This window comes from Agrobacterium sp. 10T429, from assembly GCF_056393925.1.
In genome coordinates this window covers 68466-92509 of sequence record NZ_JBFTGV010000010.1, presented here as the reverse complement: position 1 = coordinate 92509, position 24044 = coordinate 68466, and the positions used below count along the sequence as shown (strand labels likewise).

The window sequence follows — 24044 nt, the reverse complement described above, 5'->3', positions numbered from 1 at the left end:
GCGGGCGCGGCTACATATTCATATCGAGGTTTGTTTCATACGCCGGCCTGATCGCCCAGGCCGGCGCCGCTTGGAACAATCTCAGGATTTCGCCTGAGCGCCCTCATGGAAATGGATAGGGGCGTGGTGCAGATAGTGCGCAACCTTTCGCTTGGCGGCGATATCGGTCCAGACGAACCGGACATTGTCCTCCGTCAACCCGGTCGCCGTGGCGATCTCCGTTGCAGGCATGCCGTGTTCCAGACCGTAGAGGCAGATATCCATCTTGTCGTAAGGAAGCGCGAAATAGAACTCTTCCTGCGTCTGCGGCATGGAATAGGTATCCGTTGTCGGCGGGCGGGAGCGGATTTCCTGCGGGACGCCGAGATGGGCCGCGAGTTGATAGACCTGTGATTTGTAAAGATGGGCGATCGGCTTGATGTCGGCAGCGCCGTCGCCGTTCTTGACAAAGAAGCCCTGGTCGTACTCCAGCCGGTTCGGGGTTCCGAGCACCGCGAAGTTCAGGCGGTCGGCGTGATAATATTCGAACTGCTTGCGCGTGCGCTGCTTCATATTCGTCGCCGCAACGATGCCGAGATAGGCTTTTGCGGAGAGGCGAACCTTGCGCGTTTCGCCCGATGGCGAACGGACGACCAGCGAGGAAATATTATAGGCGCCGGTGCTCATGGCGTTGTCGAAGACGATCTTGGAGGCCCAGCCCGGCCCGTATTCAGGGACAACCTCGCGGATGAAGCCATCGCGCCTTTCATAACAACCCATGGCGGCGAGCGAAGGGCCGATATCTTCCAGCACGCAGTCCATACCCAGCTTCGTCGCCAAAGCCTGCCCCAAGCGCAGGCTTTCCGGGTCGGAATCGTTTTCCGGCATGAACAGGCCAATAACATTTGCTGCCCCGAGCGCGTGAACGGCAAGTGCGGCGCAGACGCTGGAATCGATACCGCCGGAAATGCCGAGCACCAGCCCGCGCTTGCGCAGGTTGAAACGAAGCGACTGGCGGATTTTTTCGGCGATACGCTCTACCTCCGCCGCCGCATCAAGTTCAAGCGGCGAGAAAGGCAGGCTCTTTGCATTGTTCGTCATCGATTGTTCTCCGTATCTTGAGCAGCGAGGCGGCGACTGACCTTGCCGGTATCCGTCGTCGGCAGGAAATCGCGAAATTCAACCAGTGTTGGCACCATGTGGGTTTCGAGGTGCAGAGCGCAGTAGCGCATGACGTCTTTTGCGGTGATCGCCTCGTCGGATGCGATCACGATCGCCTTCACCGCCTGACCGAAAACCTCATGCGCAACGCCGACGACCAATGCGTCCGAGACGCCCGGCATGGCTTGCAGAACGGCTTCGACAGCCTGCGGCGCAACCTTTTCGCCACGCGACTTGATGATATCGTCCTTGCGGGCAACGAAGGTGAGATAACCCTCGGCATCGCAGGTAAACAGGTCGCCGGTGTGAAGACGCGTCCGGCCCGTTGCGGCATCAACGCGCAGCGCGCGCGCTGTGGCAGCCTCGTTGCGCCAATAACCACGCATGACGTGCGGCCCGCTGACCACGAGTTCGCCGACCTCTGCGGGCAACAGGCTGTCTCCGTCCTCGTTCACCACCGCGATGGCAGTGCCCGGAATGGCGATGCCGACAGAACCGCGTTTCCTGTCGAGGTCTTCCGGCGGCAGAAAGCTGATACGGGTACACTCCGTCTGGCCATACATGCAAAACAGGTGCACATGCGGCAGAAAAGTCCGCAGCCAGTCGCTATGGGTGGGCGAAAGGGGTGCAGCGGCGGCGGTGACGTAGCGCAGGCTTTCAAACAGCGCCGGCGACAGATCGCGCGTCTCCATCATGATGGACAGCATGGTCGGCACCAGCGCGAAGCCCGTGATCCGCTCGTCCCGGATACGCTCGAAAATCAGATGCGGATAGGCGAAGGATTTCTCGATCACCAGCGTACCGCCGACGAAAACGCTGGAAAGCAGCTGGTTCAGGCCATATCCGAACGAAAGCGGCAATACGCCGAGCAGAATATCTTCCGGCCTATTGCCGAGATACGAGGTAATCGAAGGGACGGCCGCATCCATGTTATCATGCGCCAGCATCACGCCCTTTGGCTCGCCGGTGGAGCCAGATGTATAGATGATTACTGCCAGATCGGTATCGAGCAGGTTTTGCGGCAGCGCGCCTATCGGTTCCTCGAGCATCGCGTCAAAATCGACACCATCGGCCGTTGGGTTCGGCGCGCCGGAAACGATGCGCAACAACGGAGAAGAACCGGCCGCATCCGAAACGACCTTTTCCAGCCGGGCCTCGGCAACCACCGCAAAGGGCGTACAACTGTCCAGAATTTGCGAAAGGCGTGCGGCCTTGGACGATGGGTTGATGGGGCAGGCAACAGCGCCCGCCATCCAGCAACCGAAAACCGCAACCGCCATGCGCCAGCCATTGTCCAGCACAAGGACGACACGGTCTCCCGGGTTTGCGCCTCGCGCTATCAGAGCAGTGGCGAAAGCCTCGCTCATCGTCTTGAGTTCGCCGTAACTCAGGCGCGTCTCACCGGCCACCAGCGCCGTCTTGCCGGCATGGCGCTCCGCACTTCGATGCAGGTAGTGGTCGATACGCAATTGGCGCTTCCCGAAATTTCAGGCGGTCTGCTTGCGACCGATGAAGGCGGCGATGTTGTCGATCGTATCGAGGTTGGCCGGTACGATATCGCCGTCGGCAACGCGGACGCCGTAGCGTTCCTCGATGAAGCTCACCAATTCGAGGATTCCCGTGGAATCGACCATGTCATTGTCGATCAACGAAAGATCGTCGCCAAAAGGCCGGCTTTCGTCACCGAACAGAAAGTTTTCGATGATGAAACCGCGAATTTCGGCTTTCATGCCGGTGCTTTCATTGGTCATTTGGAGCTTCCTTCGATTTTTTGCGATGACATTGTGGAATTCTGGGTCGTGGCAGCGTGCAGAAGCTGGGTCGAGAGTATGCCGACGAAGGCGGCGTTGTCGCGAAAGCCGGTCGCCTGTTTTTGCCGCACCTTGGTTGTCAGCTTTTCCACCGCCTGGGCATTGAACAGGCCGGTGGTCCTCACTCGACCGGTAGAAAGTACGGTGTCGAGATAGCCGGCATCCGCGAAGGCTTCTGCGTCGGGCGCGCGATAGGGCTGCTTGGGTCGGTTTAAGATCGCATCGGGCACCAGCTCGGCTGCAGCCTGTTTAAGGATATATTTTTCCTTCAGACCGCGCAGTTTCGCCTCGGGATGGAGCGCTGCGGCAAAGTCCACCACACGGGGATCGAGGAACGGAAACCGGCCTTCCACTCCATTTGCCATCATGACCCGGTCTCCCTGACTGGACAGAATATAGCCGGGCAAGAGAAATGCTGTCTCGAGGTACTGCGCCTGATGAAGCGGATGCCAGCGGCGGAAATCCTCCGGCAACTGCGCGGCAAGATCGGCCGCAGCGTCGTAGTCGCCAAGCTGCGCTTTCAATTCCGCTGAAAAGAAGATTTTCGCCGCCGCCGTAGAGCGCAAGCGCGGCCGATGGGAAAACAGCGGTTCGTCGGTGGCTTCTGCGCCGAAGGAGAAGAAGCGTGCCAGATAATCCGGCGTCTGCTGTTTCAGCCCCGGAAGGTAGGGATAAAGCCGCTGGAACAGTTTCGGCCGGCGAGCAGATTGCGGCTGGCGGCTGCAAAAGCGCCGTACCCGCGCTTCGCGGAAAATATCGTAGCCAGCGAACAGCTCATCAGCACCTTCACCGGTCAGCACCACCTTCATTCCCCGTTCGCGCACATGCCGGGAAAGCAGGTAAAGCGGCACCGGTGCTGTGCGAAGAATGGGCGTCTGCACGTGCTCCATGACCTCAGGCATGTATTGCGCTATGTCCGCAGTTGAGCACTCCGTGGTTTCGGATGCGACGCCAAGATGCTGGCTCATTGTTTTCTGCCAGATACTTTCGTCGTGCTCCGCACTTTCGAAGGCCAGCGAAAATGTGCGCAGGCCTCGGCTAACGCTTTGCGCAGCCAGGGCAGAAACGAGGGAGGAATCGAGCCCGCCGGACAGATAGGAGCCGACAGGCACATCGGCGCGAAGCCTGATCCGCGTTGCGTCGGCCAGAAGCGCCGTCAGCTCTTCCACCTGCGCGCCAAGGCTTGCCGGCGGTGCTGCGTCCTTGCCGTCAGGATAGGAAAGTTGCCACCAGCGCCGTACCGTGGACGCGCCATCGCGCAGGATCATCAGATGACCGGGCGGCAATTCGTGAATGCCGCGAAAGGCGGTGCGCGGCGGCAACGGGAACCAGAAGGTGAATATCTGATCCAGCGCCACCGGATCGATCTCGGCCGTCATTCCCGGCAACGCCAGAAGCGCCCCGATCTCGGATGCGAAATAAAACGTACCTTCATGCCACGTATAATAAAGCGGCCGGACACCCATCCGGTCACGCGCAAGCACCAGCGTGTCGTTGCGGGCGTCGTGCAGGGCGAAGGCAAAATCGCCGTTGAATTCGTTGAGGCAATCCAGCCCCTTGTCGCGATAGTCATGCAGGATGACTTCGGTGTCGGAGTGGGTGCGGAAATGGTGGCCGCGCGCGGACAGCGTTTCGCGCAGTTCGACGTGATTGAAGATTTCGCCGTTGAAGGAAATGGCAAGATCGTCTTCGACGGTGCGCATCGGCTGCGCGCCATCGGCAATGCCCACAATGGCCAGCCGTGCGTGGGCAAGGCCGACATCGCCGCGCAGCAGGGCTCCATGCGCATCTGGACCACGATGCTTAAGACGCGACGCCATCAGCGCAAGGCGCTCGTTTGCGCGCTCGGCCGGCATGTCGTATCGATAAAATCCGGCAATTCCGCACATTACTCGACCGCCTGACCAAAGCTGTCACCGATGAGGCGCGTCCAGCTTTCACCGCAAAAGCCGTTAAAAAATGCCGTTCCATCCGTCGCTGCCTTGAGGAGGTCCGCATTGCGCGAATGCACGATGGTGGATGACGCATGCAGAAACGTGCATTTCTTACCGAGCATCGCCCGCAGCAGTGCCGGCTGGGTGCGACCTCTGATGGCCGCGAGACCACGATCATAGGCATTGCGGATCAGCCGGTCGATCACGATCTGCTCCTGCCCGGGCACGGCCATGATCTGCAGCGTCCGGCCGATGCCCGTTGGATTGCCGTGGTAAAGAAAAAGCCCCACCGCTCTACCGCCGCGGGCCCTCACAATCCGCTGGACTGGTTCGCCGTGCAGACGTTTGCGTTTGGCGTGTTGGAGCATGTGCAACAGGCTTTCCTCGGTCCAAACGGGATGGAGCGGAAAGTGGCCGACGAGTTCCCGTGCCAGACGCGCGAATTCGGTATCGCTCGCGTCGTCGTCGGTAAAGCTGTCCACCTTGTCCGGATGTGATGCGTAATAGGATAATGCTCGCCCATGGCCACGCGCCGAAATGGTGCGATCGATGATCTTGCTGAACGGCGTCAGCGCGCGGAAAGTGCTGGAGAAACGATCAGCGGCTATTTCCAGCCCGAATGAAGCCGGGCGCAAAATCCGCAGCCAATCGAGACTGTAGGAGGCGAGCAGCTGGCCGCGCATCGTCTTCCACATATCGGCGGAAACGTCGTTGATCGTCTCCCCAAATGTCAGTTCCTGAGGTCCACCCAAAACTTCGCGCAGCAAACGCGCTCCGGCAAAGGGATCGGTCTCACGGTCTTCAGCGACAAAGGAAGAGCAGACAGCGGCCTGTATGTTCTGGCCATCAAGTTCCATTGCCACGGGCAAAACACCCAGAAATCCAGACACGCGGCCATCGTCGCGCACATAGACCTTGGAGTGAATATCCGGATTTATGTTTGAATTTTCGAGAAAGACGGCGCGCAAATATGAGGTCAGATCATCTGTCGCGGCCCCATCCTTCTTCCGCAAAAAACGGTGAAACATGTCAGCCACGGACACGAGATCGTCCGCAATAAATGAGCGTATTTCAGACATACTCGCCGCTTCTTGCCGGATAGATATTTAATCGAAAGTAATTATCATTCCTATTCTGCCGCAGGCGTATTAATCAGAAGTTATGTGCCGGCGTTTTTTCGCGTGATTGTGGCGTTTTGCAAAGAATTTGACGGGTAATTTCAACCCTAGAGCGCGTCCGGTTTCAACTGAATTCGGTGGACGCGCTCTATATCTTTGGTTTCAAACGTTTTTCCGGACGTAAAAGTCCTACGCCCGGAAATACTTTAGTATTGGACAGACAGGGAATCGATTGGCGCGGCTTTCGGCGGTGCGAACTTGGTCAGATCGATACCTACCACGGCGGCCTTGTATTCCTCAGCGCTCGGTGTGCGGCCAAGGATTGCCGACAGTACCACGACAGGGGTCGAGGCCAGCAGCGATTCACCCTTCTTCTCGGCAGTGTCCTCAACAACGCGGCCCTGGAAGAGACGGGTCGAGGTTGCCAGAACAGTATCACCCTTCTCCGCCTTCTCCTGGTTGCCCATGCAAAGGTTGCAGCCCGGGCGCTCCAGATAGAGGATGTTCTCGTATTCTGTCCGGTTGGCAGTCTTCGGCTTGAGATCATCGAACTCGAAGCCAGAATACTTCTGCAGGATTTCCCAATCCCCTTCCGCCTTCAGCTCGTCGATGATGTTATAGGTCGGTGCCGCGACCACGAGCGGCGCCTTGAACTCGACCTTGCCTTCGGCCTTCTCGATGTTCTTCAGCATCTGGGCGACGATCTTTATGTCGCCCTTATGCACCATGCACGAACCGACGAAGCCCAGATCGACCTTCTTGATGCCGCCGTAATAGGACACCGGACGGATCGTGTCATGGGTGTAGCGCCGGGAGACATCGGTGTTGTTGACGTCGGGGTCGGCGATCATCGGTTCGTCGATCACGTCCAGATCCACGACGACTTCAGCGAAATATTTCGCATTGTCGTCAGGGGCCAGAGCGGGCTTTTCGCCCGAGCGGATTTCGGCAATACGCTGATCTGCCTTGGCGATCAGGCCCTTCAGTGTCTGGGCGGCATTATCCATGCCCTTGTCGATCATGATCTGGATACGCGACTTGGCGATTTCCAGCGACTCGATCAGCGTCTCGTCTTCAGAGATACAGATCGACGCCTTGGCCTTCATCTCGGCCGTCCAGTCGGTAAAGGTGAAGGCCTGGTCAGCGAGCAGCGTGCCGATATGGACTTCAATGATGCGGCCCTGGAAAACGTTGTCGCCATGCTGCTTCAGCATCTGCGCCTGCGTCGCATGGACAACATCGCGGAAGTCCATATGCGGCTGCATCTTGCCCTTGAAGGTGACCTTGACGGATTGCGGGATCGGCATGGTCGCCTCGCCCGTCGCCAGTGCCAGCGCCACAGTGCCCGAGTCGGCACCGAAGGCCACGCCCTTGGACATGCGGGTGTGGCTGTCACCGCCGATGATGATCGCCCAGTCGTCCACAGTGATGTCGTTCAGCACCTTGTGGATCACGTCCGTCATCGAATGATAGACGCCCTTGGGGTCGCGGGCAGTGATGACGCCGAAGTTGTTCATGAAAGACATGAGCTTCGGGATGTTCGCCTGCGCCTTCTTGTCCCAGACGGAGGCCGTGTGGCAACCCGACTGGTACGCACCATCCACCAGCGGCGAAATGACGGTTGCCGCCATCGCCTCAAGTTCCTGCGCCGTCATCAGACCGGTCGTGTCCTGCGAGCCGACGATGTTGACCTTCACGCGCACGTCGGAGCCGGCATGCAGCACCTTGCCGGGCGTGACGCCAACGGCATTGCGGTTGAAGATTTTCTCGACGGCCGTGAGGCCCTGGCCTTCGATGGAAATTTCCTTGTTGGGCGCAAAGACCGGGGTGGCCTCGACGCCAAGCGTTTCAGCCGCAAACGTCTGGAGCTTCTTGCCGAAGACGATGGCATAGGAGCTGCCCGCCTTCATGAATTCCATCTTCTGGGGTGTGAATGAGGAGGAGAGATCGACCAGTTCCGTGCCGTTCTCGTCACGAAGCTTGTAGTTCTTGGCGTCGATCTTCAAAACGGTGCCGGTCTCAACCGAATATTTCTGCTCCAGAACCGGATTGCCGTCATTGTTGAGGATGGGCTTGCCGTCTTCGCCGAGCTTCTTCACCCAGTTCTTCAGGTTGATGCCGATACCGCCCGTGACGTCGACAGTGGTGGCGAAGATCGGCGAAATGCCGTTGGTGCCAGCAACGATCGGGGCGAAGTTGACGAAGGGCACATAGGGGCTGGCCTGCTTGCCGGTCCACAGCGCGACGTTGTTGACGCCCGACATGCGCGACGAGCCGACGCCCATCGTGCCCTTTTCGGCGATCATCATCACCCGCTTGTCGGGATGCTGCTTCTGCAGCGCGACGATTTCCGCCTGCGCTTCCGGCGTGATCATACACTGGCCGTGCAGCTGCCGGTCGGAGCGCGAATGCGCCTGGTTGCCAGGGGACAGAAGATCGGTCGAAATATCGCCTTCGGCGGCGATGAAGGTCACGACCTTGATCTCATCCTCTACATCGGGAAGCTTGGTGAAGAACTCAGCCTTGGCATAGCTCTCAAGAACGCCCTTCGCGACGGTATTGCCCGCCTTGAAGGCATCACGTAGCCGGAACATGTCAGCGTCATAGAGGAAGACCTGCGTCTTCAGCACTTCGCCTGCCTGCTGGGCAAGCCCGGCATCATCACCAAGGGCGATGTCGAGCAGCGCTTCAATGGAGGGGCCACCCTTCATATGCGACAGCAGTTCGAGGGCGAAAGTGGGCGTGATCTCGGGAACGACAGTTTCGCCCAGAATGATCTGCTTCAGAAAGGCGGCCTTGACGCCGGCAGCGCTCGTGGTGCCTGGCAAGGTGTTGTAAATGAAGAATTTGAGGGCATCCGCGCGATATTCGCTACCGGTATCCCTTATCAAGGCAATGATTTCGCCGGTTAATCCGCCATCGTCGATCGGCTTGGGAGCGAGCCCTTGAGTTTTTCTGCTTTCGATCTCAGCCAGGTAATCCAAGTAAAGGTTCATCGCAATCCCAACGTCATGAGGTGTATGGCGCCGAAACGCAGCGCCACGAAACACTATTGTTAATCGGCCCAGGGTCCTATCGATTTCGAGTACGTCAACCAGGGCCGGAAGGCAAGATAGCGCACTCTGTTTCTGTTTTCGATAACGGAACAGGAGAACATGCGGGCAGGCATGCCGTCTGCCGTCGTGCCCTCAGGGATGCGCCCGGCATTCCTCCCCGCGGCCTGCCGTACGCGATGCCGGCAAACCATTGCCTCACCGATAGAAGCAACGTCGAGCACAAAAAAATCCGGCCACCGAGGAGGTGGCCGGATCAGGCATGCAGAAGATAAGAGCAATCACATCTTCGGAAGCAGAACCTTGTCGATGACATGAATGATGCCGTTCGACTGCTTGACGTCGGCGATCGTCACATGCGCAACACCACCCGCTTCGTCGGTCAGGGTAATTTTGCCCATGCTTTCCTTCGCCTTGAGGATGCAGCCGCCGACCGTCTTCACATCATGGGTGCCGTTGTCATCCTTGATCATCTTCTCGATGGCGCTGGACATGGCATCGGCCGCCACGACATGACAGGTCAGGATCTTGGTCAGCTGCGCCTTGTTTTCAGGCTTCAGCAGAGTTTCGACTGTACCTTTCGGCAATTTGGCAAAGGCCTCATTGGTCGGAGCAAAGACCGTGAACGGTCCCTTGCCCTGAAGGGTTTCTACGAGACCGGCAGCCTTGACGGCGGCGACCAGCGTGGTGTGATCCTTCGAGTTGACGGCATTCTCGATGATGTTCTTGTTTTCGTACATTGCTGCACCGCCGACCTTTGGATTTTCAGCAAAGGCACCCGAAGCAAGAGTCGAGATTGCCGTCGCAAGGGCGAGCGTACGGATTGCGGACTTGAACATTGAATATTCCTCTTCCCTAATCGCCTCGGCGCGGAAGCGCGCCTCTGAAGGCCTATCGTTCCCGTCTCGGGGAACAGCACAAGTGACGAGAGCGACAGGAGGAAAGTTTCAAGCAAAAGGCAGTTTCATACCACCACTTGCTACAGCGCTGATTCATTTCGGCTTTTTCTCAACCGAATTACACTCGCGATCGGCCAGCGCGCAGTGATCTGCAAACGGAGCAACCCTACGAAGGGGCGAAAGCGCCCCGCAAACATTCGATTTACAACGCTGCCGTCGGCGCCAGCAGCTGGAGAAGCGAAGCCAAGAGCATGTTGCCACCCGCAATACTATGCTCCTGCTCCACATATTCAGCCTCATTGTGACTGAGACCATCCCGGCAGGGTACGAAAATCATGGCCGATGGCGCGACGCGGTTCATAAAAAGCGCATCGTGGAATGCGCCGGAGAGCATTCTCTTTGTTGCAAAGTCCCGCTCTTGTGCGGCCTGATCCAATACGGCGAGCAATTCATCCGGAAAACTTGCCGGCGGCATGTCGAAAATCTGCGAAATAGTCGCCGAGCAGCCTGTGTCCGCCGCTGCCTGCTGGATAGCCATGCGGATTGTCTGCTCCATGACGCCGATTGTTGTCAGCGAAGGGTGTCTAAAATCGATCGTGAAGCGCACCGTTGCCGGGATCGCGTTCACCGCGCCGGGTTCAAGGGCCATTCGGCCAATCGTGAAACGCGCGGCCGGATCGGCCGGCATGATGTCGCGATAGAGTTCAGCAAGCGCGTTGACCGTGGCTTGCATGGGGTCATGCCGATATTGCAGCGCCGTTGTTCCAGCGTGGGCGGTCTGCCCTTCGATAAGCACCTCCAGCCAGCGCGTTCCCTGTATGCCGGTGACGATGCCGATCGGTAAGCCCTCTTTTTCCAATGAAGGGCCTTGCTCGATATGGACCTCGAGATAAGCGAAAACCGGCGTGCCCAGAGGCCGCATCGCTGCAACCGGGAGACTTTCCAGCGTGGCGGAGAGTTCATCTACGAAAAGCGCACCGTCAGTCGCGCGCATGGTCTCCCAAGCGCTTGGAATTGAACCGGCGGCAAAAGCCATGGAGCCCATGCAGCCCGGCGCGAAGCGGCAGCCCTCTTCATTCGTGAACGACACGACCTCCACCGGCCGCTCGGTTTCCACCCCGCAATCTTCGAGTGTTTCCAGAACCTCAAAAGCTGCGAGCGTGCCGAGCGCACCGTCAAAACGACCGCCTGCAGGCTGACTGTCGAGATGACTGCCGATAAGCAGCGGCGACAGATCCGGGTTGCGCCCCTCGCGGCGAATGAACAGATTGGCAATCGGGTCCTGAAAGACCTTGAAGCCCCGCTGCAGCGCTAGCTCCGTCAGCAATTGCCGCGCCTGCCGGTCGAGGCCGGTCAAGGCCTGGCGGTTGACGCCACCCTTTGCCGTCGCGCCTATTTGCGCAAACCGGTCGAGTCGATCGATAAGTCGCTGCCCGTTGATCGAAAGAGTTTGCGTCATCATCATTTCCCGTTTGCCCTCAACCCGAAAGCCCTGGCTGCGCCGCCTCAACAAACGATCGCACACGGGCAGGCTCGACAGGGTTCCACCAGACACCGCCCTGTTTTAGCGACGAAGCGACGATGACACCGCTGGTGCGCTTCAGGATTTCAACGATATTGGCTTCCCCAACGCCAGAACCGACCAGAAGCGGAAGATGTGTGGCCTGCCCGATCTCTTCGATTTCCGCCATCGTTGCGCTGTTGCCGGTTCGCTGGCCAGTAGCGATCACCGCATCCGCATCAAAAAAGGCAAGGTCGCGGGTCAGCTCATCGATGCTACGATCACCCGTGATCGCATGCGCGCCGTGCTTGACGTGGCTGTCGGCGAAAACCTTTATGTGCTCGGCCCTGAGCAGGGATCGATAACGCATCGCTTCCGCCGCACGCCCTTCCATGAAACCCTCGTTGGCGACATAGGCATTGGCCCACTGGTTGACGCGGATGAATTTCGCTCCGCCCGCCATGGCAATGGCGAAAGCCGGGATCGGCGCATTGGCAAGCACGTTGATACCGAGCGGAACGCCAGTCGCCCGCGCGACCCGGTCAGTCACCACGCTCATGAAGGCAGCTGTCTCATGACCGATATCCTCCGGCTTGGAAAAGGGAATATCGCCATGGTTTTCAATGAGAAGACCATGCATACCGCCTTCGATCAAAGCCTCGGCATCGCGCATGCAGACGTCGTAGATGGCATCCATGGCCGCGCCACGATACCTTGGTGCTCCGGGAAACGGCGGGCAATGCACCATGCCGATCAAGGCCTTGTCACGACCAAAGATTTCCTGGATGGCGTTCGCCCTATTGTCGGATATGATCTGCATGCCTTGTCCTCTCGAAAGTTTTTCATGCGTGCCTTCGTCATCGGCAATATCGCGCTCGACGAAACCTATTCCGTTTCCGCCCTGCCGGAAGCCGGGGCTTCGATTTTCGGCCGGCAGGCCTTCCGCGATCTTGGCGGAAAAGGCTGCAATCAAGCCATTGTCATGGCCCGATGCGGGCTCGATACCACATTGACTGCTGCTGTAGGTACAGATGACAGGTCTGCGACCATCCGCGCCCGCCTTGCAACCGAACCTCTGACCGCCGACCTCATTGGCATGGATGGGCAGACCAGCGATCTCTCCATAATCTTCAATACGCCCGATGGTGAAAACAGCATCGTCACGACCACGGCCTGCGCACAATCCCTGACCCCGGAAGACGTGGCCGGAACCCTTGGTACAGCCAGCCCCGGCGACCTTCTCGTCGTGCAAGGCAATCTGGGCGAAACAACCACCCGTCTCGCACTGTCGCAGGCAAAGGCAACTGGAATGATCACCGCATTCAATCCGTCACCTCTCCAACCCTGGTTTGAAAGTCTCTGGCCGCTCACGGACATCGCTTTCCTCAACCGCGGCGAAGCCGCCGCCCTGACCGGGGATACCGGCTCGACAGCGATAAAATTGCTCATTTCAGCCGGTGTCCGCCAGGTCATCCTCACCCTTGGCGGCGAGGGTTCGATGCTTGGCACGACAAACCAATGCCTGACCGTGCCCGCCGAAAAAACTGGCGTTGTCGACACGACGGGTGCTGGCGATTGCTTCATGGCCGTCACGCTGGCCTCCGCCGCGTTGAGAAACGTCAGTGTGGATGAACGGGCGTTGAGGCATGGCGCAAAGGCATCTGCGTTGACCGTCAGTCGTCGGGGCACGCTTTCAGCCTTTCCCGATATCCTTGAGCTCGCGGATATTTTGTCCAACTGACGATCCTCTCCACCGATACATGCCGCCGCGCTTAGCGAGCTTCTGTCAGCCAGCCCAGAATGTTTTTCCACAAACGGCCGTAGCCCTGCCATTCGCAGAAGGCGGGAGAGAGCCAGTGCGGACCAATGTCGGATGTCCACGCCGCTGTCCGACCCTGGCCAAAAACGCCGGTGACCAGAAGCGGATGACCGCCCTGCTCCGCAGGCAGGCGGGCGACCACGTCCACATCCGCGCGCTCGCGCACCTCTACCTCATTGACACCGAGGAGAAGCGGCCATTCGCCGGAAAGACCTGCAACGGTGGGATGATCCGGCATCAGAATGTCGGCCGTCGATCCTTCCGGAATTTCAACGCGGTCATCCCATGGCAGGCAGGTCACGGGAAGCGTATCTTCCACGGGGGTGCGACGCCACCGGGCCTTGCCATCGATACCCTGGAACGAGAAATATCCGCCAACCATCAGCAGGCCGCCACCCTTTTCGACCCATGCCTTGAGAAGCTTCAGACGGTTTGGAACGGTTTTCGAGTGCAGCCAAACCGCAGGCGGCAAAAGCAGCGAATTGGCACCGATGTCAGAGAGGATGATCGCGTCATACGCATCCAGCCCCGCCATATCGAAGGGAAGTTTCTCGACAGCATCATGCGCCGTCAGGTAGGTCAGCTCGTATTCACTACCTTCGAGCGCCTTTACCAGAGGTTCCGCGCCCAAGTGAAAGGTGACGCTGCCGAACTGGTCGAAGCCCTTGTAGTGAGTGGCGGAGCTGACCCAGCTTTCGCCCACGAGAAGTATTTTCTTTGTCATTTTTCGTTCCATTTCTATGGGTTCGTCACGTCTTCGCCTGGAAGACCGAGCGCGGGTTATCCCGCATGAGGATTTGCAAGGTGAGGTCATCCAGACCATGCCGCTTCAATCGCGGCAGGAAATGCTTGAGGATATAGGCGTAACCATTGCCGCCATACCGCGTCAGCATCATCTTCAGGAAAACATCGTGGGAAAGCAGGATGCGGTCCAGATATCCGCGCTCCACCAGCTGGACGATGGCTTTGGCCGCTTCGTCGTCACTCGGGCATTGGACCTGCTGATCGGCATAGAAGAAATCCATGCCGATCATGTCGTATTCGATGAAGGCACCGCGGCCGGCAAGTTCTCCCTGATAGCCAAGGTCATCATGCGACGGGTTCATGTGACACAGAACGGTGTGACTGACATCCGCGCCTTCCTGCTCGACTACATCGAGAACCCTGTGACCCAGCCTTAACCAGCCCGGAAGATGCACCATGAGGGGCAAACCTGTACGGGCCTGCGCCCTCGCCGCACCCCGCAGCGATTTTTGCTCCTCGGGGGTGAAGTCCGAGGACACACCGATCTCTCCGATCAGACCGATTTTCACGCCGGTTCCGTCGACGCCCTGAAGCGCCTCGTGAACGATTTCATTGGCGATGTCGTCGATGCTGAGCGCTGCCACTTTCTCAGGATGGGAGGAGGCCAGATAATAACCCGCCCCCATCACGATGTTGAGCCCGGTCGCCTCGGATATCCGCCTGAGGGCAAGCGGATTTCTGCCGATACCCTGGCAGGTCGGCTCCACCACTGTATGGCCGCCCTGAGCGGCGAATTCATGCAGTTCTTTAATCGCAAGCGGCTCATCATCCAGCGTGATGTTGTGCTTGTTGACGAAGGGATCCTGGCGAAGTTCGCCGAGGATTTCCTGGCAGACCAAGCCCTCTGCCAGATATTGCCGCTCCGGCGTTTTCGGGGCGTGCCACCAGCAGCGGCAATCGTTGAGAATATGCTCGTGCATCAACGTCACGCCGAGCTTTTCCACCGGGACGGGGCCGGCAACCGTCATGAAATTACCGGAGCGAATATGGCCTTTCGAGAGTTCATCCACCATGGCCTCAACCCTTTTTTCTGGAACCCAAGCGGAAGTTGGTGGTGAAGATGCGTGTGTTGAGCCAGATAGCGGCAAGAATGATCGCGCCCGTGACAATCTGTGTGAAAAAGGGCGAAATATGCATCAGGATCAGCCCGTTGCCGATCACGGCAATGGTCATGGTGCCAAGCACGGAGCCGAGAATGGTTCCGCGTCCGCCCATCAACGATGTACCGCCAAGCACAACCGCTGCCACGACTTGCAGCTCAAAGCCGACAGCAGCATTGGAGGAACCCGAGCCGAGGCGTGACGCGATCAGCAGCCCAGCGATTGCGGATGCCACGCCTGCCACCAGATAGACCGATGCAAGGATCCATTTTGCCGGCATACCCACACGACGGGCAGCCTCCAGATTGGAGCCTACCGCCACGACCCGGCGTCCGTAGCGGGTGGACGAAATGACCACATAGGCCACGACAGTGATGAGGATACCGATCAGCGCCGGCACCGGGAAACCGAACAGGTCTCCGCGACCGAGAAAAAAGAAGCCGGGCGCATCCGGAATAGGCACCGAATACCCTTGGGTGATATAGAGTGCGACCCCTCGAAGGATGGACAAGCCTGCGAGCGTAACGATGAAGGCCGGAATGCCCTGATAGGCAATGAACCAGCCCTGCAAGAGACCAAGCACGGCTCCGAGCATGAGCATGGCGACCAGCACCAGAGGCCACGGATAGCCCGCCGCCATGAGGATGGCACCGACGGCGTTGATCAGCGCAACCATGGAGCCGACCGACAGGTCGATGCCGCCGGTGATGATGACAAGCGTCATGGCGACGGAAACGATGAGGATGGGAGCGGCCTGACGCACGACGTTCAGCAGGTTGCCTGCCGTCAGGAACGTATCCGTGCTTACGGCAAAGAGCAGCATGCAGGCGATGAAAAAGGCCGTTATGGACAAGACCTGCGCGTTTTCGGCAATGAAATCGGCGACGGGTGAGCCCTTGGCGCGTTCAGTGTAGACGGTCAATGGCGACCTCCCACGATCAGTTTGACGAGGTCTTCGAGGCTGGTTTCGTTGATCTGCCGTTCGGCGACCTTCGTTCCCTCGTACATGACGGCGATGCGATCACACACGCGGAACAGATCCTGAAGACGATGAGTGATGAGGATGACGGAGACGCCCTTGGCCTTGACCCGGTTGATCAACGCCAGAACGGCCTCCACCTCTGCCACGGCAAGCGCCGAAGTGGGTTCGTCCATGATCAGGACCTTGGGATTGAAGGACGCCGCACGGGCGATTGCGATTGCCTGCCGCTGTCCGCCGGAGAGTTTTTCCACCTTGGCCGTCAACCTTGGAATACGGATTTCCAGCGCGTCCAGCATCTTGCGGGCCTCGGCCAACATCGTCTGCCGGTCGAGGAACGGACCCTTGGTGATCTCGCGCCCAAGAAACAGGTTGCCGATCACGTCTATATGGTCACAGAGGCTCAAATCCTGAAAGACCATCTCGATATTGCGATTGCGCGCATCGGCGGGACCGGAGAAACGGACCTCTTCCCCCTCGAGCGTAATGGATCCTTCATCCGGAATGTAGGTTCCGGAAATAACCTTCGTCAGCGTCGATTTTCCAGCCGCGTTGTCACCGACAAGGCCCAGGCATTCACCGGGATAGATGTCGAGATCGACGCCGCGCAGCGCCTGATGTGAACCGAAGGTTTTTACGATACCGCGAAGCGAGACGCGCGGTTCTTGCGCCGCACCGGAGAGATGCTGGGGGAGAATATCTCCCCCAGCGCCGGTGACAGCGGTTGGGTGCTGTCCGCCGGCGATCATTTGAAGACCGCCCGGTAGGGCTCGACATTGGCCTTGGTGACGATGGTCACCGGCACGGCAATCGTCTTTTCGACACTGCCGCCATCAGAAACGGTCTTCAGCGCCTTGACGGCCGCAGCACCCATGGCCGCCGGGTCCTGCTGGATGACACCCGCGACATAACCAGCGTCGATGCCAGCGATCGCCTGCTTGGTCAGATCCCAGCCGAAGACCTTGATGTCCTTCTGCTTGCTCTGGCTTTCGACGGCCGCGACGGCGCCGAGAAGGGCCGGTTCACCCGTTGCGTAGATTGCGGTCATATCCGGATTGCCAGTTATGAGGTTTTCCGCTGCGGAAAGAGCCGTATCCTGCACGTTCTGTCCGTCAACGACGCCAGCCGCCGTGATGCCGGACTGATCCTTGAGCGTGTCCTCAAAGCCCTTCTGGCGGATATTCTGGATGAAAGAGTTKAGGGCCCCGACGACGCCGATCTTGGCCTTGCCGCCCATGTCTGACTTCACATAGTCGACGAAGAACTTGCCCATGTCGGCACCAGCCTTGGCATTGTCGACGCCAATCTGTGCCTTCTGAGGCCCTTCGGGCAATATTGCGTCGATAGCGACCACTGGGATGTTCGCTTCGGCGGCCTGCTTTACCGCAGGCATGATTCCGTTGACATCGATGGCGACGACCGCGATCCCATCGACCTTCTGCTGGATATAGGTCTCGATGGCGCTGTTTTGCGCTGCCGGATCGTTATTGGCATTGAAGATGACGAGCTTGACGCCCGCTTCCTTTGCCGCCTTTTCCGCACCCTTGTTCATGTCGTTGAAAAAGATGGCCTGCTGGTTGATCTGCACCAGGGCTATCGTCTTTTCCGCGGCACCGGCAATGCCGGCGGAAAGCGTCGCCCCGGCCAGAACGGTGGCGGCAAGGGCTGCGGAGAAATATCTGCGTTTGATTATTGTCATTTGCGTTCTTCCTCTGTTGGTTTTGTCCGTCGCAATTATTGTTTCGACGGCGGCGCAACGGAGCTCCGCACGACGATTTCTACGGGAAGCAGCTCTTCCGGATGGGCCGGAGTTTCCTGTTCCCAATTGGTTTCGGCGAGCAACGACAGGGCGCGCTGGCCAATGGCCCTGACCGGCTGGCGAATGGCGGTAAGCGGCGGATCGAACAGATGCAGCGGGCCGACATCGTCGAAGCCGATCATCGATACGTCCTGCGGAATGCGCACACCCTGCGCCCGCAAGACTTCAATCATCCCGATGGCGATTTCGTCGGAGCTGGCGAAAATTGCCGTGGCGGGACGGCCTTCGGAAAGAAAACGCAAGGCCGCCTCGCGACCGAACTCCGCGGTATAGTCGCCGCAATAACGCATGATCGACGGCTCGGAGCCGCAATGTGTCCGCAACGCTGTCTCCAACCCAAGGAAACGCCGCTGCGTGCTGAGCATCTCTGCCGGGCCGCCGACATAAAGCACACGTTCGTGGCCATATCCGGCAAGGTGTTCGCCAGCCAGGCGGCCGCCCTGTTCATTATCACAGAACAGCTTCGGCACGGATGCCCCACTGACGTCTTCATCGACCACAACGACTTTGCCGGTGGCGCTGATAAGCTCGGCAAGCTCGTCCGTATCGGGGTGGTTGGTAACGAAGACCAGCCCGTCGACATGGTTGCGGGCAAGAAGCCGCAGATAGGACAGTTCGCGTCCCGGCCGGTTCAACGTTGCAAAAAGCGATACGGCAAGACCGCGCCTGTCTGCCTCCTCTTCCACTGCTGCAACCAGCATGCCGAAGAACGGGTTGCCGATATCGGGAACGACGAGACCGATCGTATCGGAGCGCCCACGGCTCAGACGCCGGGCATGCGGGTTTGGAACATAGTTGAGCTGGCGAATGGCGTCTTCGATGCGGGCCTTCGTGTCCGCAGGCAATTCCAGCGAGCCGTTGAGCAGCCGCGACACCGTGGCGACGGAAACACCCGCCGTGCGGGCAACATCCTTCAGACTGGTCGCACGATTCGGCGCCATCATTCTTCCCGTTCCTGTTCCCGTGGGCCTTTGGCCTCTTGATAGGCTTGTAAAGCGATTTACTAAACCGGTTTACAAGGAAATCCAAAACTTGCCCCCTGTCAAGATCATTTGATGAGGCATTCGAATTTTGGCATATCCGAGACTTTTGCGGCCTTCCGACGGAGAAGGGCAATCGCGAGACGAGTGACGGCGCTCCTCGCCGTCACATAGAGGTGTCTTCGATCAGCACCTCTGATTATCAGGATTGTTTCATTGCTAAACGAGTGAAACGGGTCCAATGTGTTTGTTCCAGCAGCTATAGTACGGGCGCTGCTGTTTAAGGGTTGAATACCCTGGCCCCGACAAAGGAGGACGCCATGTCTTCCATATTCCACCAACCGACAAAACAGAATCTCGCAACGCTTGCTGGCTACGTCTTGTCTGCGGCAAGTGTGGCGCTGATCGTTTACATCCTGATCGGCGCATAGTTGCGATAACCGGCTGTAACTGCGCAGGTTTTAACGCAACGGAAAGCGGTGTTGGACATGATCGAAAGAACCACAGAGACCGAAATCACATTCACGCATCCGTTCCGTCTGGAGGCCCTTTCGGAACCCTTGGGAGCGGGCACTTATCGCCTGGTCATAGACGAGGAATTGATAGAGGGCCTCAGCTTCACGGCGTATCGCCGCGTGGGAACCCATCTAGAGATTCCCGCGATCGCTGTTGCTATGAACCGCCGCCAGTTCCTTCAGGTGTCACCAACTGAAATCGATGATGCATTGGCTCGCGACGTCGCAACCGTAGACGTCGGCCCGCGCGCCATTCCATGATCCCGCAATGGTCGCGCATTTCCTAAAGTGCGTAGCAGCTTTACGCCCGGAAAGTGCGTAAAAACAAATAGCGAGAGCACGTCATACAATTTTGTCTAAACAGGATGTGCTCTAGCCGAAGTCGGAAGTCGTCAGGACGTTCAAATTGCGCCGGTACTTGGCATACACCTTCTTGGCAGCCTCGTAGATCGGCGTGCGCATTGCGTCAAAAGACGAAAGGCATTGGGCTTCCGACATGCCTGTTGCATGCACGCCGCCCTTGGCGAGTGCAGCGGCTTCGACAAAAAACCGGATTTCGAACATGCCGTCATGGCCGAAAAACCGCACAGCTTTACGCACATCGTCAAAACTGCGGGCCGAGTTGGGGAAAGCCAGTGTCATGCTTCACACCTGCTGCGTTCTTCCCTTCGCAAAACGTTGCGACGATTGAGTGAAAGCATGCCATCGGTTGCTTCCGATATGCTGAGTTCAGTCAGCCTGCGGCCACCCACCCGTACCGGCACACCGGTGAATACATGATATATGGTCCAGGTTTGGTCCCTCTCGATTCTTCTTCCATATTGGGAGTCAACCGTATCGGCGACGGAAGTCCCGCCTTCGTTCTCCCAAACTTCGATCCTGAGCGCCTGACGTCTTTGGTCGTTATAACTATTCATGGTCTTGCCTTTCATCCGAGGCTTCAGCGCGGCTTTGATCCGCGTGGAGCTGGTTTTATTCTACATTGCAACTGCTGCGTTCCTGGCTCTCGGTCGAAAGTCCCTATCGATCGGAGTGGTGCTTGAGCCAGACATCCCTAAGGACTAAATGCGGTGTCGTGTCCGGGTGGTACCAAGAAAATCCAGGAGCGAAACGACCAGATGCCATGAAATGGCACTGGAGAAATGCAGATGGTCTGCGTTGTGCAACTGGTGGCAGCGTAATCGCCCGTCAACCTGCATGCTCGTGACGCAACAGGTGACATCTCGGTGATTACCGCAAAGAAATACGGCACCGTCAGCGCAAGCATTCACTAAATGACAACGAAGAAGAGGCGGTGCCTCTCTGACACCGGGGAGCCGTGCTGCCAGCACAACGAAGCTTATACTGCGCCTGGATTGCGCGGAAAACAAGGCGGACGCTAAAACCTGCCGGGCAGACAAAGCAAACACGTCTATTCAAAGCACGTATTTCTACGCCATGATAGAGGTAGCCGAGCCCTGTTTTCCTGTCCTTCCCCGGATCAACATCAGCAGGCAGGCATCGCAGCCGGAAAATCGGGCCCGAAAAACCCAGACCACTTCAGGCTGACAGGATCATGCGCTTTTTTTCCTGTCCGGAAAGAAACTCACGGACATCCTGTTCTCGTAGTGGCGCCGCATAGATATAACCCTGCACCAGCGCAGCACCGAGACCTTCAAGGGCCGCGAGTTCCTCCCGTGTTTCGACCCCTTCCACCACGCATTCCAGCCCCATGTCGCGGCTGAGCGTGAGCAGCGATTTCACGATTTTGTAGCTGGCTGGCTTTTCGTGCAGATCCGTGACGAAGCTGCGGTCAATCTTGATCTTGGTGAGGGGCAGAGCGTGCAGCCGTGTCAGGCTGGAATAACCGGTGCCGAAATCATCAAGCGAAATGCCGCAGCCGAGCCGCCGCAGCATTTCGACCGACTGCCTGACCTGTTCAAAATCATGCGCAAAGGCCGTTTCGGTAATTTCAAGGTCAATACGTGTTGCGTCGAAGCCGCTGTTTTCGATGATGCCGATCAATGGCAGCACGCCTTCGCAGGAATTGAGGTCATGGGCCGAGAGGTTGAAGGACAGTCTAAGGGATGGCTCCCATGCCGATGCGGAAACGAGAGCGGCTCGAAGAAGAGGCCGTGTCAGCGAGCTGACGATACCGGCCCGCTCGGCAATGGCGAAGAACTGGGCAGGCGGGACATGCCCAAGGACCGGGCTGTGCCAGCGCGCCAGTGCTTCAAAGCCCGCAGCTCTTCCATCGCGTATGTCGACGATCGGTTGGAACACGACTGAAAGCTCGTTTTCTATCTCTTTCTGCTTGAGCAGATGTTCGATACGGGCTTCGATATTGATCTGCTTTTCGTGCTCCGCATCGAAGAGGACGGCATCGCCGCGCCGGGTTTTCTTGGCGTGATAGAGCGCATAGTCCGCACGGTCGAAAAGTTGCTCAAGCGTCAAAGCGAGGCACGGAAATACGGCTATCCCCATGGAAGCAGCGACATGCACCGTTCCCTCGGGCAGATGATAGGGCGCCCTCAACCGTTCCGAGATCACGTTCGCATTTACGACGAGTTGCGCATCATCGGGTATGATTGGGGCAACGATCGCAAACTCATCTCCCCCAAGGCGGAATGCCTTGCTGGTCGTCAGAGTTTCGGTGAGACGTTTGCTGACGTTGACGAGCAGCCGGTCGCCCACGGAATGGCCGTAAAGGTCGTTGACGGGCTTGAACCCATCAAGATCGATAACGCCAAGCGCCAGTCGCGTTCCCGCCACCCTTGCTTTTTCGATTTCGGCTTCGAGATGGGCGAAAAAGGCGCGGCGGTTGGGCAGTTCCGTCAGGCTGTCGATATTGGCAAGCAGCAGGTTCTCATTGTTCAGCGCTTCCGTGCGCTGCTGCGAAACAATCATGCGCTCGAAATTGCGGTAGTTGGTCAACAGGATGGACATCATGCCAGCGCAGACCAGCAGGACATTGATGGCAATGGCGATGAATGTCGGTTGCCTTGAGGCCAAAAAGAAGATGATGAAGGCGCCGTTGACGATGGCCGTGACCATGAAGGCGGCCGAACGCACATACATCAGACAGAAGATGCAGGAGATAACGGTAATCGCCATGTAGAAGGCGACATGGGACTGCGTATAGGCGTCCCCATAGGGCACCAGCAAAAAAGACCAGAGCGTGAATATAATGGCGATACCGGCTGCCAGGCGATTTGTGCGCTGAAGCGCTGCATGGGCCACCTTCGGCGGGGGATCGATACCGCGGGTTCTCCACCAGAATGCAACCCTGACGGTGCAGCCGAGTGTGAAAAAAGCGGGAATTCCAATGGTGAGCCAAAACGGCGCCAGTTGCAGATGTGTAGTGGCCAGCGCCCATGTACTTGAAATCAGTATGAAATACATCATCGGCATCTGCCGCGTGAAAGCGCGATATTGCGCTTTCAGCAGGTCCGGATTGTCGGACCGGACAGACATAAAATACAGCAATTTCTGTTTGGCGCTAAGTATGTTCATTTGCACGACTCATCGAGTACAGAGTCGGTTATTTATCAAGTCCGTATTACATCATCGGAAATACACAAGGTAAATCAAGAGGAAATGAAATCAACTCCAAGGTGTGCGGTCATGTTTTTACATAATCTGCGGCAAATAAGCTCTATTGCTGAATAGAAATCAGCTGGGTACGACGATCGTTGCCGGCGTTTCTTGTTGCGGCCATCGCTGCAGCGCCTCCTGTCCGGCAGGGGTCAAGCCATAGACGCCTCTATCCAGACGTTCAAACCAACCATAGACGTTTGCAAGCAAGATCTTCCCGGCATCCGGTATGCCGGATCTGACCTGACGCACGCGCAGCGGCCCTGATGCCAACGCCAAAGCGCAGTCGAGTGCCTGTTGGCGGTACGCGGTCATGATTGGTGCGCGAGTGCTTCCACCCACCGCCGGATCTCCGCGTCGCCTCTTGTGTTCGCGTATCAATCGCGAACGTCGTTTCGGATTGGTTCGCGGCATCGGTGATATGGAACTGACGATGACGCTGACGTCGCCAACATCGGAAATGCCGAGCATGCCGATCCCGAGCCTGCGGCAGAGGTCGCGGTAACGTTTGTCAGCCTCGCGGCCCTTGCCCTTGGCTGAGACCCGTGCCGCAATCCAGACCTCGTCTGCCATAGCCGCGCGATCAACCGCCTGCAAAATAAGCTCCAGATTGAAGCTCAGTTTCAGCTCGCAGATGACGACAACAGGCGGATCGTTATCGCTCAAGCCCACGAGGTCGCAACTGCCAACCTCGCCTTTGACAGTGTAGCCCGCTTCCTCGAGGAAACTTTTGACGGGCAGATAAAGCGAAGTTTCCATGTACCCGCAGATTAAATTGACGAACCAGGCCCTAGATATATCGATCCGCCTTCGCAGAACAACCGCTATAACCACCAATGCGGTTGCAAGTTGTCGGTGATGCGGGCAATCGCCAATAGTACTGGAATGATCAACTGGCACTTCTCCACGAAAGCGGACGCTTTTGGGGAGATATGATCAAAAATCGTCACGGATTCGATGTGCGATCGGCAAGACACCGGCGATCAGAGTCCAATCGCC

21 protein-coding genes are annotated in these 24044 nt (G+C 58.0%); 2 read left to right on the top strand and 19 right to left on the bottom strand.

What is annotated here, in order from left to right; all coding sequences use genetic code 11:
* Positions 1-81: 81 nt before the first annotated feature.
* From nadE to AC1DCP_RS20575, 9 genes are all read right to left on the bottom strand, one after another.
* Positions 82-1080, bottom strand: a complete 999-nt coding sequence (gene nadE / locus AC1DCP_RS20615) for an NAD(+) synthase (RefSeq protein WP_003518241.1) — start codon at positions 1078-1080, stop codon at positions 82-84.
* The gene (locus tag AC1DCP_RS20610; protein WP_476774594.1) at positions 1077-2609 is read right to left on the bottom strand and encodes a class I adenylate-forming enzyme family protein; all 1533 of its coding nucleotides are present in this window, start codon (positions 2607-2609) and stop codon (positions 1077-1079) included. Before AC1DCP_RS20610 ends, nadE begins: the two co-directional genes overlap by 4 nt.
* An 18-nt stretch (positions 2610-2627) precedes the next feature.
* A complete protein-coding gene (locus AC1DCP_RS20605) occupies positions 2628-2891 on the bottom strand; it encodes an acyl carrier protein (protein WP_003518245.1) in 264 nt (87 codons plus the stop codon).
* Entirely contained in the window at positions 2888-4840 is a 1953-nt protein-coding gene (gene asnB, locus AC1DCP_RS20600) for an asparagine synthase (glutamine-hydrolyzing) (RefSeq protein ID WP_174043385.1), read from the bottom strand. Before asnB ends, AC1DCP_RS20605 begins: the two co-directional genes overlap by 4 nt.
* Positions 4840-5964: a hypothetical protein gene (locus tag AC1DCP_RS20595; protein WP_111800141.1), complete on the bottom strand. Its 1125-nt coding sequence runs from the start codon at positions 5962-5964 to the stop codon at positions 4840-4842. The genes asnB and AC1DCP_RS20595 overlap by 1 nt, the downstream gene beginning before the upstream one ends.
* Positions 5965-6209: 245 nt before the next feature.
* The gene (locus AC1DCP_RS20590) at positions 6210-8999 is read right to left on the bottom strand and encodes a bifunctional aconitate hydratase 2/2-methylisocitrate dehydratase (protein WP_111800142.1); all 2790 of its coding nucleotides are present in this window, start codon (positions 8997-8999) and stop codon (positions 6210-6212) included.
* Positions 9000-9337: 338 nt separating this feature from the next.
* Positions 9338-9895 (bottom strand): fasciclin domain-containing protein, encoded by a 558-nt coding sequence (locus AC1DCP_RS20585; RefSeq protein ID WP_476774593.1) that lies wholly within the window; start codon positions 9893-9895, stop codon positions 9338-9340.
* 262 nt (positions 9896-10157) lie between these two features.
* The gene (locus tag AC1DCP_RS20580) at positions 10158-11414 is read right to left on the bottom strand and encodes a Zn-dependent hydrolase (RefSeq protein ID WP_476774592.1); all 1257 of its coding nucleotides are present in this window, start codon (positions 11412-11414) and stop codon (positions 10158-10160) included.
* Between the two features lie 19 nt (positions 11415-11433).
* The gene (locus tag AC1DCP_RS20575) at positions 11434-12276 is read right to left on the bottom strand and encodes a BtpA/SgcQ family protein (RefSeq protein ID WP_003518257.1); all 843 of its coding nucleotides are present in this window, start codon (positions 12274-12276) and stop codon (positions 11434-11436) included.
* A 24-nt stretch (positions 12277-12300) separates the two neighbouring features.
* Here AC1DCP_RS20575 and AC1DCP_RS20570 point away from each other — a divergent pair, with 24 nt between their 5' ends.
* Positions 12301-13197, top strand: a complete 897-nt coding sequence (locus AC1DCP_RS20570) for a ribokinase (RefSeq protein WP_013762216.1) — start codon at positions 12301-12303, stop codon at positions 13195-13197.
* Positions 13198-13228: 31 nt separating this feature from the next.
* Here AC1DCP_RS20570 and AC1DCP_RS20565 read toward each other — a convergent pair whose 3' ends face one another.
* Genes AC1DCP_RS20565 through AC1DCP_RS20540 form a run of 6 tightly spaced genes read right to left on the bottom strand, consistent with a single transcriptional unit; the run spans position 13229 to position 18918 of the window.
* Positions 13229-13999 (bottom strand): glutamine amidotransferase, encoded by a 771-nt coding sequence (locus tag AC1DCP_RS20565; protein ID WP_003518260.1) that lies wholly within the window; start codon positions 13997-13999, stop codon positions 13229-13231.
* 25 nt (positions 14000-14024) lie between these two features.
* A complete protein-coding gene (locus AC1DCP_RS20560) occupies positions 14025-15092 on the bottom strand; it encodes a phosphotriesterase family protein (RefSeq protein WP_013762214.1) in 1068 nt (355 codons plus the stop codon).
* A 4-nt stretch (positions 15093-15096) separates the two neighbouring features.
* Positions 15097-16101 (bottom strand): ABC transporter permease, encoded by a 1005-nt coding sequence (locus AC1DCP_RS20555; protein WP_476774591.1) that lies wholly within the window; start codon positions 16099-16101, stop codon positions 15097-15099.
* Positions 16098-16907 carry an ATP-binding cassette domain-containing protein gene (locus AC1DCP_RS20550; RefSeq protein ID WP_013762213.1) on the bottom strand — a complete coding sequence of 270 codons (810 nt, stop codon included), beginning with the start codon at positions 16905-16907 and terminating at the stop codon, positions 16098-16100. Before AC1DCP_RS20550 ends, AC1DCP_RS20555 begins: the two co-directional genes overlap by 4 nt.
* The gene (locus AC1DCP_RS20545) at positions 16904-17857 is read right to left on the bottom strand and encodes an ABC transporter substrate-binding protein (RefSeq protein WP_060642837.1); all 954 of its coding nucleotides are present in this window, start codon (positions 17855-17857) and stop codon (positions 16904-16906) included. The genes AC1DCP_RS20550 and AC1DCP_RS20545 overlap by 4 nt, the downstream gene beginning before the upstream one ends.
* Before the next feature lie 35 nt (positions 17858-17892).
* Positions 17893-18918: a LacI family DNA-binding transcriptional regulator gene (locus tag AC1DCP_RS20540; RefSeq protein ID WP_112391855.1), complete on the bottom strand. Its 1026-nt coding sequence runs from the start codon at positions 18916-18918 to the stop codon at positions 17893-17895.
* Between the two features lie 527 nt (positions 18919-19445).
* Between AC1DCP_RS20540 and AC1DCP_RS20535 the strand changes: the two genes are divergently transcribed.
* Positions 19446-19733 carry a hypothetical protein gene (locus AC1DCP_RS20535; protein WP_112401715.1) on the top strand — a complete coding sequence of 96 codons (288 nt, stop codon included), beginning with the start codon at positions 19446-19448 and terminating at the stop codon, positions 19731-19733.
* 111 nt (positions 19734-19844) lie between these two features.
* On the opposite strand, the gene AC1DCP_RS20530 is transcribed toward AC1DCP_RS20535, so the two are convergent.
* The 4 genes from AC1DCP_RS20530 to AC1DCP_RS20515 form a co-directional block, all read right to left on the bottom strand.
* On the bottom strand, positions 19845-20114 hold the full coding sequence (locus AC1DCP_RS20530) for a DUF1488 family protein (protein ID WP_013762208.1): 270 nt from the start codon (positions 20112-20114) through the stop codon (positions 19845-19847).
* Positions 20111-20404 (bottom strand): hypothetical protein, encoded by a 294-nt coding sequence (locus tag AC1DCP_RS20525; RefSeq protein WP_025595135.1) that lies wholly within the window; start codon positions 20402-20404, stop codon positions 20111-20113. Before AC1DCP_RS20525 ends, AC1DCP_RS20530 begins: the two co-directional genes overlap by 4 nt.
* A gap of 607 nt (positions 20405-21011) precedes the next feature.
* Positions 21012-22964, bottom strand: a complete 1953-nt coding sequence (locus AC1DCP_RS20520) for a putative bifunctional diguanylate cyclase/phosphodiesterase (protein WP_476774590.1) — start codon at positions 22962-22964, stop codon at positions 21012-21014.
* 159 nt (positions 22965-23123) lie between these two features.
* Complete coding sequence (locus AC1DCP_RS20515) at positions 23124-23804, bottom strand: DUF2161 domain-containing phosphodiesterase (protein ID WP_111800147.1); 681 nt, start codon at positions 23802-23804, stop codon at positions 23124-23126.
* Between the last annotated feature and the right edge of the window lie 240 nt (positions 23805-24044).

Coding starts and splice junctions, on each gene's coding strand:
- nadE (WP_003518241.1), bottom strand. CDS start 1,080: ATGACGAACAATGCAAAGAGCCTGCCTTTCTCGCCGCTTGAACTTGAT.
- AC1DCP_RS20605 (WP_003518245.1), bottom strand. CDS start 2,891: ATGACCAATGAAAGCACCGGCATGAAAGCCGAAATTCGCGGTTTCATC.
- asnB (WP_174043385.1), bottom strand. CDS start 4,840: ATGTGCGGAATTGCCGGATTTTATCGATACGACATGCCGGCCGAGCGC.
- AC1DCP_RS20595 (WP_111800141.1), bottom strand. CDS start 5,964: ATGTCTGAAATACGCTCATTTATTGCGGACGATCTCGTGTCCGTGGCT.
- AC1DCP_RS20590 (WP_111800142.1), bottom strand. CDS start 8,999: ATGAACCTTTACTTGGATTACCTGGCTGAGATCGAAAGCAGAAAAACT.
- AC1DCP_RS20585 (WP_476774593.1), bottom strand. CDS start 9,895: ATGTTCAAGTCCGCAATCCGTACGCTCGCCCTTGCGACGGCAATCTCG.
- AC1DCP_RS20580 (WP_476774592.1), bottom strand. CDS start 11,414: ATGACGCAAACTCTTTCGATCAACGGGCAGCGACTTATCGATCGACTC.
- AC1DCP_RS20575 (WP_003518257.1), bottom strand. CDS start 12,276: ATGCAGATCATATCCGACAATAGGGCGAACGCCATCCAGGAAATCTTT.
- AC1DCP_RS20570 (WP_013762216.1), top strand. CDS start 12,301: ATGCGTGCCTTCGTCATCGGCAATATCGCGCTCGACGAAACCTATTCC.
- AC1DCP_RS20565 (WP_003518260.1), bottom strand. CDS start 13,999: ATGACAAAGAAAATACTTCTCGTGGGCGAAAGCTGGGTCAGCTCCGCC.
- AC1DCP_RS20560 (WP_013762214.1), bottom strand. CDS start 15,092: ATGGTGGATGAACTCTCGAAAGGCCATATTCGCTCCGGTAATTTCATG.
- AC1DCP_RS20550 (WP_013762213.1), bottom strand. CDS start 16,907: ATGATCGCCGGCGGACAGCACCCAACCGCTGTCACCGGCGCTGGGGGA.
- AC1DCP_RS20540 (WP_112391855.1), bottom strand. CDS start 18,918: ATGGCGCCGAATCGTGCGACCAGTCTGAAGGATGTTGCCCGCACGGCG.
- AC1DCP_RS20535 (WP_112401715.1), top strand. CDS start 19,446: ATGATCGAAAGAACCACAGAGACCGAAATCACATTCACGCATCCGTTC.
- AC1DCP_RS20530 (WP_013762208.1), bottom strand. CDS start 20,114: ATGACACTGGCTTTCCCCAACTCGGCCCGCAGTTTTGACGATGTGCGT.
- AC1DCP_RS20525 (WP_025595135.1), bottom strand. CDS start 20,404: ATGAAAGGCAAGACCATGAATAGTTATAACGACCAAAGACGTCAGGCG.
- AC1DCP_RS20520 (WP_476774590.1), bottom strand. CDS start 22,964: ATGAACATACTTAGCGCCAAACAGAAATTGCTGTATTTTATGTCTGTC.
- AC1DCP_RS20515 (WP_111800147.1), bottom strand. CDS start 23,804: ATGGAAACTTCGCTTTATCTGCCCGTCAAAAGTTTCCTCGAGGAAGCG.